The following is a 9,790-nucleotide window of genomic DNA, read 5'->3' on the forward strand; positions in this document are numbered from 1 at the left end:
GGCGCCCGCCGGGGGATCGGGGTCTTCCGCGGGGTGCTCATGCCCCGGGACGCGCCCCGAACGGCGAGGTCAGAGCGCGAACTCGATCTCGCCGCGGTCGATGTCGGCCCGGACGACCCGCAGCGACACCACCGAGCCCGGCGCCGCCCCGGGAGGGACCGGCGCCGTGGCGGTGACGACCGGGTCGGCGAGCTGGACCTCGGCCCGGTCCTTGCGGATCTCGATGATCGTCGCCGGCACCGAGGAGCCGATCAGGGGAGCGACCAGAGCCGCCTCGACCCGGTTCACCGTCTCGGACTCCAGTCGTGAGGCCCGCTGGCCGCTCGCCTGCATGATCCCCGGAAGCGTCGGCAGGCTCTCCCGGACCCAATCCGGGACCTCCTCGCCCCGTGCCGCGGCGAGGCAGATCGTCAGCGCCCAGCGGTCGACCAGGCGCCGCAGCGGCGCGGTGGCATGCGCGTACGGGGCGCCGATCGCGGCCTGGCCGGCGTCCTGCGGCACCGTGCCGTCGAAGGTCACGTAGCCGGCGCCCCGGAAGAGGGTGGTCGCGGCTTCGAGGATCGGAAGGGTGAGCGGATCCGCGCGGTCGAGACCTCTCAGGTAGTCGCCGTATCGTCCTGTCGTCCACGGTCGTCCGAGGGCGCGGGTGCGGCGGCGGAACTCCTCGAACGCCGCGTCGTCCGGCTGCGCCATGGTGCGAAGCACGCCGATCCGGGCCTCCAGCATGATCTCGGCGGCGGCCATGCCCGTCATCAGCGAGAGCTGCGCGTTCCACTCCTCGACCGGGAGCGGGTGGCGCCGTTCGATCGCGTACGTGCCGTCCTCGCGGCGCACGACCTCCTCGTCCGGGAGGTTCAGGCTGGCGCCGCCGCGGGCGCTCTCCTGGGCGAGCCGCAGGGCCCCGACCTCGGGCAGCAGGGACGCGGGGGACTCTTCGCCGGCGTCCAGGGCCCGCTGGGTGCCGACGTAGTCGAGCTGGGCGCGGGACCGGATCAGCGCGCGCTCCAGGCGGCGATCGGTCACGGCTCCCTCGGCGTCGAGCACGAACGTCCACACGAGTGCGGGGCGGTCCACGTCCGGCAGGAGGGACGCGCGATCCTCGCTGAGCACTCGAGGATGCAGCGGGATGGATCCGTCGGCGGCGTAGAGGGTCTGACCACGTTCGCGGGCCGCGGCATCCACGGCTCCGCCCGGGCGGACGAAGGCCGGGACGTCGGCGATCGCATAGCGAACGGTGAAGCCGGATCCTGCCCGCTCCAGATGGAAGGCCTGGTCGAGGTCTCGAGAGCCGGCCGGGTCCAGCGTGGCGAACGGGATGTCGCGCAGGTCGAGGTCGGGAGTCGTCGCGGTCGCCTCGGCGGCCTCCGCCTCCGCCTCGGCCGAGAAGGAGGTCGGCGCGTCCAGGGTCGTCCGGAGGTCGGCGAGGGCGGCGGCGAGCTCGCTCTGCTCGGCGGACGGGGCGACGTGCGATCGGCGCTGCGGCATGACGCCAGCCTACGGCGCGCCTCCGACGACGGCCTTCGGCGCGGATCCGGCGCCGGTGTCCGTCCGCATGGGTAGCGTGGTCGCATGACCTCTTCGACCGATCGTGCCGTCCGTCTTGCCGCCCTCTATGACGCTCCGGAGATCCTGCGGGTGGTGAACGTGTGGGATGTGGTCTCGGCGTCCGCCGTGGCCGCCCTCCCGGAGACGACCGCCCTGGCCACCGCGGGACACTCGATCGCGTCGAGCTTCGGCTACGACGACGGTGCGATCCCGCGGGACCTGATGATCGACATGGTGGGGCGCATCGCCGCGTCCACGGATCTGCCGGTGACCGCGGATCTCGACGACGCCTACGGTGCGCCGGGGGAGACGACGCGTCTCGCGATCGGCGCGGGCGTGGTCGGCGCGAACGTGGAGGACCGTCTGAAGCCGCTGGCGGAGTCCGTCGCCGCGGTCGAGGCGATCATCGCCGCGGCCGAGGCCGAGGGCGTGCCGTTCGTGCTCAACGCGCGGACGGACGCGTTCGTCCGCGCCGGCGGCCGTCCGGTGGAAGAGAGCGTCGCCGACGCGATCGCCCGGGGGCGGGCGTACCTGGAAGCCGGAGCGCACTGCGTCTTCGTCCCGGGGATCCTCGACGCCGACGTCACCCGGCAGCTCGTCGAGGGGATCGGCGTGCGCAAGGTCAGCGTGATCGGACTGCCCGGAGCGCTCACCGCGCCCGAGTACGAGGAGCTCGACGTCGCCCGCATCTCCTACGGACCGCTGCCGCAGCGCGTGGCGCTCACCGCCCTCCAGGACGCCGCGTCAGGCATCTACGCGGGGGCAGGCATCCCGGAGGGCACCCGCCCCCTGAACTGAACGCCGCACAAGCGGTGCCCCGGGCATCACTAGACTGATCGCGTGGTCACACGTCTGTCGAACTTCTTCCTCCGCACGCTCCGCGAAGACCCGGCCGGCGCCGAGGTCGCCAGCCACAAGCTGCTGATCCGCGCCGGGTACATCCGACCGCAGGCGGCCGGCATCTTCGCGTGGCTGCCGCTGGGGCTGCGCGTCAAGGCGAGGATCGAGACGGTCATCCGCGAGGAGATGGCCGCGGCCGGCGCGCAGGAGGTGCACTTCCCGGCGCTCATGCCCCGCGAGGCGTACGAGGCGACCGGCCGTTGGGACGAGTACGGCGAGCTGCTGTTCCGTCTCCAGGACCGCAAGGGCGGCGACTACCTGCTCGCGCCCACGCACGAGGAGGCCTTCACCCAGCTCGTGAAGGATCTGTACTCGTCCTACAAGGACCTGCCCCTGACGATCTACCAGATCCAGGACAAGTACCGCGACGAGGCGCGTCCCCGCGCGGGCCTGCTCCGAGGACGCGAGTTCACGATGAAGGACGCGTACTCGTTCGACGCGTCCGACGAGGGGCTCGACGCCAGCTACCAGGCTCAGCGCGACGCGTACGAGCGCATCTTCCAGCGCCTGGGCCTGGAGTACGTGATCGTGCAGGCCGACGCCGGCGCCATGGGCGGCTCTCGCAGCGAGGAGTTCCTGCACCCGACGCCCGTCGGCGAGGACACGTTCGTGCGCTCGGCCGGAGGCTACGCGGCCAACGTCGAGGCGTACACGACGACGGCGCCCGAGGCGGTCGGGTGGGAGGACGCCCCCGAGGCCACCGTCTTCGACTCGCCGGACACCCCGACGATCGAGACGCTGGTCGCGCACAGCAACCGTGTCCTGGACGGGGAGGTCACCGCCGCGGACACCCTCAAGAACGTCGTCCTGGCGCTCACGCACCTCGACGGCTCGCGCGAGCTCGTCGTCGTCGGCGTCCCGGGCGACCGTGACGTGGATGAGAAGCGTGCCGAGGTGGCTTTCGCGCCGGCCGAGGTCGAGCCCGCGACCGACGCCGATTTCGCCAAGCACCCGCTTCTTGTGAAGGGCTACATCGGTCCCTGGTCGCCCACGGGTGCCGTGCTCGGCGAGGAGTCGGCGACCGGCATCCGCTATCTGCTCGACCCGAGGGTCGCCGATGGGACCCGCTGGATCACTGGAGCGAACATCCACGAGAAGCACGCGCACAGCGTCGTCGCCGGTCGCGATTTCTCCGCTGACGGCTACGTGGAGATCGCGAACGTCCGTGAGGGCGACCCGGCTCCCGACGGCTCAGGCCCGGTGACGCTCGCGCGCGGCATGGAGATCGGCCATGTCTTCCAGCTCGGGCGGAAGTACGCCGAGGCCCTCGGGCTGAAGGTGCTGGACGAGAACGGCAAGCTCGTCACGGTCACCATGGGCTCCTACGGCATCGGCGTGACCCGGATCCTCGCGATCATCGCCGAGCTGAACAACGACGACAAGGGGCTCATCTGGCCCTCCTCGGTCGCCCCGTTCGACGTGCACGTCGTGGCGACGGGCAAGGACGAGGCGGCGTTCGCCCTCGCCGAGAACCTGTCCGCGCAGCTCGAGTCCGACGGGTTCGAGGTGCTCTACGACGACCGCCCGAAGGTGTCGCCGGGCGTCAAGTTCGGCGATGCCGAACTGGTGGGCGTGCCGCGCATCCTCATCGTCGGCCGCGGCGCGGCCGACGGCCAGGTCGAGCTCTGGGACCGCCGGACGGGGGAGCGCGAGGCGCTGCCCGCCGACGAGGCCGTCCGACGCCTCGCCGCGTCGCGCTGACACCCCGAATCAGGCGAACGCCCGGGAACAGGCAGGGATCGGCGCGATCCGCCTGATCCCGGGCGTTCGCCTGTTCTCGCGTGCCGGAACGCCGGGGCGTGGGCCTCGGCGACGCGGTGCGCTGAAGGGGCGGCGGGCTGTGCCAGGCTGAAAGCATGACCGACGTGATCCTTCCCGAGACGCTGCAGGCCGACATCGATGCGCTCATGGACGAGGCCGGTGTGCACGGGGAGCGCACGCTGGTCTCGCGGATGCTGCAGACCGCCCTGCGGCTCGGTCAGGAGGAGACCGACCGGCTCGACCTGAAGATCGCGTCCGCGGCGCTCGCCGAGATGCGTGACGCCTTCCGCCTCTTCCGTCCCTTCCACGGCGTGCCGAAGGTGACCGTGTTCGGGTCCGCCCGGACCCGGCAGGACGACCCGCTCTACCGTCAGGCCCGGGACGTCGCCTCGGCGCTCGCCGCAGAGGGATGGATGGTCGTCACCGGCGCCGGCCCGGGCATCATGCAGGCGGCCGCGGAGGGCGCCGGGCCCGAGAAGTCCCTCGGCGTGTCGATCCGGCTCCCGTTCGAGGAGAAGGCGAACGGGATCGTCGCGCAGGAGTCGCAGGTGGTGGCGATGAAGTACTTCTTCACCCGCAAGCTGATGCTCATGAAGGAGTCCCGCGGGTTCGTGTGTCTGCCCGGCGGGTTCGGGACGCTGGACGAGATGTTCGAGCTGCTCACCCTGCAGCAGACCGGCAAGGCGGAGCCCATGCCGATCGCTCTGCTGGATGCGCGCGGCGGCGGCTTCTGGTCCGGTCTCCGGAGATTCGTCGACGAGCAGTTGGTCCCCGCGGGCGTCATCTCCCCGGATGACCTGGACCGGGTTCTCATCACCGACTCCGTCGACGCCGCCGCGGCGGAGATCACCGGCTTCTGGCGCAACTACGACTCGCTGCGCTGGGTGGGGGATCGTCTGGTCCTGCGGATCCGGCAGGAGCCCACCGACGAGCAGCTCGCCGCGCTCAACGAGCGCTTCGGCGGAATGTGCGCCTCCGGTGCGATCGAGCGGTCCGGGCCGTTGGGCCCGGAGCGCGCGGACGAGGACCAGCTCGAGCTCCCGCGACTGGTGCTGCGGCTGCGCCAGCGCGCGGTGGGCGATCTGTACCAGCTGATCCGCGCGATCGACGACCTGGCGCCCTGAGCGACGCGCGCGGCACGACGCGGGTCTCGCGAGGCTGGCGGTGGCTCAGGGCAGGTCACCACCCGCCGCGGGTCGGCGTGTGCCCCTCTCGCGCGTCCTCGGGCATCGTCATCTCCGCGCGCACGCCGAGCAGACGCACCGGCCGGTTCTCCTCCATCCGTGCCACCAGCGTCAGGATCGCGGCGCGGACGTCCTCCGGCGCCGAGGTCTCCGGGATCCGCTTCGTGAACGTCTTGGTCACGAACGGCGCGTACCGGACCTTGAGTGCCACGCCGACGACAGGACGCCCCTCCTCGGCGACGTCGGCGAGGACCTGATCGATCAGCGTTCCGGTCGCTTCCGCGATGTCGTCCGGGTCCAGGAGATCCTTCGGGAACGTGGTCTCCCGGCTGTGCCCGCGCGCGACCCACGGGGTGTCGTCGACCACGGAGGCCCCCTCCCCGCGGCCGAGTTCCTGGTACCACGGGCCCATCCGAGGCCCGAACTCGTCGATCAGAGCCTTCTCGTCAGCGGAAGCGAGCTCGGCCACGGTACGGATTCCGAGGCCGAGAAGGCGCTTCGAGACCTTGGGGCCGACGCCCCAGAGATCCCGGGTGGGACGCTCACCCATGATGTCGAACCAGTTGTCCGCGGTGAGCCGGAACACCCCGCGGGGCTTGCCGAAGCCGGTCGCGATCTTCGCTCGGACGAGTGTGTCGCCGATGCCGACGCTGCAGTGCAGCGAGGTGCGCTCGAGCACCGCGCGCTGCACCTGCCGCGCGGACTCCTCGGGGTCAGCGGTGCGGATCCCGACGAAGGCCTCGTCCCAGCCGAGGACCTGGACCACGGCGCCCGGATGCGCGCGCAGCACCGCCATGACCTCGTCGGAGGCGGCCAGGTAGGCGGGCGCGTCCACGGGAAGGATCACGGCATCCGGCACCTTCCGGGCCGCGATCCGCAGGGGCATGCCCGACCCGACGCCGAACTCCCGCGCCTCGTACGACGCGGTGGACACGACGGCGCGTTCCCCCGGATCCCCGCGACCGCCGACGATCACCGGGAGGCCGCCCAGCTCCGGGCGCCGCAGCACCTCGACGGCGGCGATGAACTGGTCGAGATCGACGTGCAGCACCCAGGGGATCGGTGTCCCGGTCATGAGCCCAGTCTGCCCGGCGATGCCCGAGGACGGCACCCCCGGATCAGCGTCGCGTGCGCGCCGGGGCGGAGATGGGACCGGTCACGGTCTCCTCGTCCTCCCACACGCTGATCCCGTGCACGTCCGGCAGCCGGTCCCGGGTGAAGACGGGATCGCGTCCCTCCCGTCGCTGGGCGGTGTAGTCCTTCAGCAGCCGGAACGCGATGCCCGAGAGCAGCAGGATGGCGATCAGGTTCACCAGCGCCATGAGGCCCATCGCCCCGTCGGCGAAGTTCCAGATGACATCGGCCGACACGAGGGCGCCGAGGAACACGGCGGCGACGGCGACTACGCGATACGCGGTGAGCGTCCCGCGTCGGGTGGTGATGAACTCGATGTTCGACTCGCCGTAGTAGTAGTTGCCGATGATCGTGCTGAAGGCCAGCAGGAAGATGATGACGCTCAGGACGATGTTCGACCACTCGCCGAGGGTTCCGACGAGGGCCCCCTGCGTCAGCCCGATGCCCCGTTCGGCCTGGGCGAGGTCCGGGACGGAGACGAGGATGATGAACGCCGTGATGGAGCACACGAGGAACGTGTCGAAGTAGACGCCGAGCGTCTGCACGAGCCCCTGCTTCACCGGATGGGTGACCGCGGCGGTCGCGCCGGCGTTCGGCGCGGATCCGAGTCCCGCCTCGTTCGAGAACATTCCCCGCTTCACGCCCTGCAGCACGACGTACCCGAACGCGGCGCCGACCACCTCGTTGGGACCGAACGCCTGCCCGAAGATCGCGCCGATGACCGCCGGGATGCGGTCGGCGTGCATGACGACCACGACGAGGCCCAGCAGGAGATAGGCGATCGCCATGAGCGGGACGAGCGTCTGGGTGACCGAGGCGATCCGGCGGACCCCGCCGAACACGACCAGCGCGGTGAGGCCGGCCAGCACGATGCCGCTCACCAGCGGCAGCCAGCCGTCCGATCCGGCGGGCAGCGACGCGGCCAGCGTGGCCTGCACCGTGTTCGCCTGCAGGGAGCTGAACGCGATGGGGAAGCAGATGATGAGCACGACCGCGAACAGCACACCCATCCAGCGGGCGCGGAGACCGTGGCTCATGTAGTACGCGGGGCCGCCGCGGAACCCGTCCCGATCGCGCACCTTGTACAGCTGGGCGAGGGAGGACTCGATGAAGCTGGACGCGCCGCCGATGAACGCCATCAGCCACATCCAGAACACCGCGCCCGGGCCGCCGATCGCGATCGCCGTCCCCACGCCGGCGATGTTGCCGACGCCCACCCGCGAGGCCGCGGAGATCGTGAAGGCCTGGAACGCGGAGACCGACTGCGGCCGCCCGTCCGCCGTCTGCGGCGTCCGGTTGGTGAGAGTCCGGAACATCTCCGGGATGAGCCGGAACTGCACGACGCCGCTGCGGACGGTGAAGTACAGACCCAGGGCCACCACGATCGGCAGCACGACCCAGGTCCAGTACCGATCGCCCCACGTCAGCAGCCACTCGTTGATCGCATCCATGCCGCCCAGTATCCACGAGAGGGCAGCCGGACCCCGGGGATCGAGGCCGGCCGGTCCGGTATCGTTGTACGGATGCCGTGCGCGGGGCGCGCGGCTGAGAGCTGAATAGGGAGGCCCGCCATGGACATCGATCTCGGACTGCTGCGCACGATCGAGCGCGAGAAGGAGATCCCCTTCGACGAGCTGATCGCCATCATCGAGCAGGCGATCCTGACGGCCTACGCCAAGAACGACTCCTCGGACGGCGAACTGCCCGCCGGCACCCGCGTCGAGCTGGACCGGAAGACCGGGCACGTGGCCGTCCTGGTCCCGCTGCACGATGACGAGGGCGCCGTGATCGGCGAGGAGGACGCGACCCCGGCCGACTTCGGACGCATCGCCGCCTTCGCCGCGAAGCAGGTGATCAGCCAGCGCCTGCGCGACATCGCCGACGACGCCGTCCTCGGCGAGTTCCGCGGCAAGGAGGGCGACATCGTCGCGGGCGTCATCCAGCAGGGGCCCAACCCGCGCATGATCCACGTGGACCTGGGTTCGGTCGAGGCGATCCTGCCCCCCGAGGAGCAGGTCCCGGGCGAGGAGTACCGTCACGGATCGCGGCTGCGCGTGTACGTCACGTCCGTCGCCAAGGGGGCGAAGGGGCCGTCCATCACGGTGTCCCGCACGCACCCGGGGCTCGTGCGGAAGCTCTTCGCGCTGGAGGTCCCGGAGATCGCCGCGGGGCTCGTGGAGATCGTCGCCCTCGCCCGTGAGGCGGGTCACCGCACGAAGATCGCCGTGAAGGCGAACGACCCCGCGATCAACGCCAAGGGCGCCTGCATCGGCGAGCTCGGGCGTCGTGTGCGCGCCGTCACCGAGGAGCTGGCGGGGGAGAAGGTCGACATCGTCGACCACAACGCGGACCTCGCGACGTTCGTCGCGAACGCCCTGTCGCCCGCGAAGGTCACCAGCGCTTTCGTCCTGGACCCCGCCACCAAGGCCGTGCGCGCACTGGTGCCGGACTACCAGCTCTCGCTCGCCATCGGCAAGGAGGGGCAGAACGCGCGGCTGGCCGCCAAGCTCACCGGCGCGAAGATCGACATCCAGCCCGACAGCATCCTCGACGAGGGGTGACCGCGGCGGATCCGCGAGGCGACGAGGTGTAGGATGGATCCCGTACGAACGTGCGTCGGTTGTCGCACTCGTGCGTCTCGGGCCTCCCTGCTCAGGGTGGTCGTCCGGGACGGTGCGCTCGTCTTCGACGCTCGCGCCGTGCTTCCGGGCCGAGGCGCCTGGGTGCATCCGACTCCCGAATGCGTCGAAGCCGCCCAGCGGCGCCGCGCATTCGCCCGTGCGCTCCGTGTGTCGCCCGCCCTGGACTTCCCGGAAGCCCAGGAACCGCCCTGGGCGGAGAACACGCAGACCAACGAGAAACGGCTGAACGGCTATGGAAACAAAGTGAACGGCTCGAAATGAGACCCGTCCGCGACTAGTGGTCTGCCCTGCCTGGGCGGACCGACCCAGACAGGAGAATTGTGGCTGCCAAACCACGTGTGCACGAGATCGCCGCTGAACTCGGCGTCGACAGCAAGTTCGCACTCGCCAAGCTCAAGGAGCTCGGCGAGTTCGTGAAGTCCCCGTCCTCGACCATCGAGCCCCCCGTCGCGCGCAAGCTGCGGGCGGCCATCGAGTCGGACAAGCCGGCAGGGGCCGCCGCGCCCGCCAACGCCAAGCCGTCCGCGGCGCCGAAGCCCGGCGCGCCCAAGCCCGGCCCCCAGGGCCAGGCCCCGGTCCCCGGTCCCAAGCCGGGCCCGGCCAAGGCCGAGGCTCCGGCTCCCT

9 protein-coding genes are annotated in these 9,790 nt (G+C 71.2%); 6 read left to right on the plus strand and 3 right to left on the minus strand.

What is annotated here, in order from left to right:
* Positions 1-69: 69 nt before the first annotated feature.
* The gene (locus MR1_RS12460; protein ID WP_067247175.1) at positions 70-1,485 is read right to left on the minus strand and encodes an RNB domain-containing ribonuclease; all 1,416 of its coding nucleotides are present in this window, start codon (positions 1,483-1,485) and stop codon (positions 70-72) included.
* An 84-nt stretch (positions 1,486-1,569) separates the two neighbouring features.
* Between MR1_RS12460 and MR1_RS12465 the strand changes: the two genes are divergently transcribed.
* From MR1_RS12465 to MR1_RS12475, 3 genes are all read left to right on the plus strand, one after another.
* Positions 1,570-2,343, plus strand: a complete 774-nt coding sequence (locus MR1_RS12465; protein WP_067247176.1) for an isocitrate lyase/PEP mutase family protein — start codon at positions 1,570-1,572, stop codon at positions 2,341-2,343.
* Between the two features lie 42 nt (positions 2,344-2,385).
* Positions 2,386-4,146 (plus strand): proline--tRNA ligase, encoded by a 1,761-nt coding sequence (locus MR1_RS12470; RefSeq protein ID WP_067247178.1) that lies wholly within the window; start codon positions 2,386-2,388, stop codon positions 4,144-4,146.
* A gap of 155 nt (positions 4,147-4,301) precedes the next feature.
* A complete protein-coding gene (locus MR1_RS12475; RefSeq protein ID WP_067247180.1) occupies positions 4,302-5,330 on the plus strand; it encodes an LOG family protein in 1,029 nt (342 codons plus the stop codon).
* A gap of 55 nt (positions 5,331-5,385) precedes the next feature.
* On the opposite strand, the gene MR1_RS12480 is transcribed toward MR1_RS12475, so the two are convergent.
* Together MR1_RS12480 and MR1_RS12485 are read right to left on the minus strand one after the other, a co-directional pair.
* Positions 5,386-6,465 carry a DNA polymerase IV gene (locus MR1_RS12480; RefSeq protein ID WP_174522542.1) on the minus strand — a complete coding sequence of 360 codons (1,080 nt, stop codon included), beginning with the start codon at positions 6,463-6,465 and terminating at the stop codon, positions 5,386-5,388.
* A gap of 43 nt (positions 6,466-6,508) precedes the next feature.
* Positions 6,509-7,975, minus strand: coding sequence for an alanine/glycine:cation symporter family protein (locus MR1_RS12485; protein WP_067247182.1), 1,467 nt, complete (start codon positions 7,973-7,975; stop codon positions 6,509-6,511).
* Positions 7,976-8,095: 120 nt separating this feature from the next.
* Between MR1_RS12485 and nusA the strand changes: the two genes are divergently transcribed.
* From nusA to MR1_RS12495, 3 genes are all read left to right on the plus strand, one after another.
* A complete protein-coding gene (gene nusA, locus MR1_RS12490; protein WP_067247186.1) occupies positions 8,096-9,085 on the plus strand; it encodes a transcription termination factor NusA in 990 nt (329 codons plus the stop codon).
* A 33-nt stretch (positions 9,086-9,118) separates the two neighbouring features.
* Complete coding sequence (locus MR1_RS19460; RefSeq protein WP_084344594.1) at positions 9,119-9,427, plus strand: YlxR family protein; 309 nt, start codon at positions 9,119-9,121, stop codon at positions 9,425-9,427.
* Between the two features lie 59 nt (positions 9,428-9,486).
* On the plus strand, positions 9,487-9,790 hold a 304-nt coding region (locus MR1_RS12495), incomplete at its 3' end, for a translation initiation factor IF-2 N-terminal domain-containing protein (protein ID WP_174522543.1).

The sequence above is a fragment of the Microbacterium resistens NBRC 103078 genome (assembly GCF_001552355.1).
In the GTDB taxonomy this organism is placed as follows: Bacteria; Actinomycetota; Actinomycetes; order Actinomycetales; family Microbacteriaceae; genus Microbacterium; species Microbacterium resistens.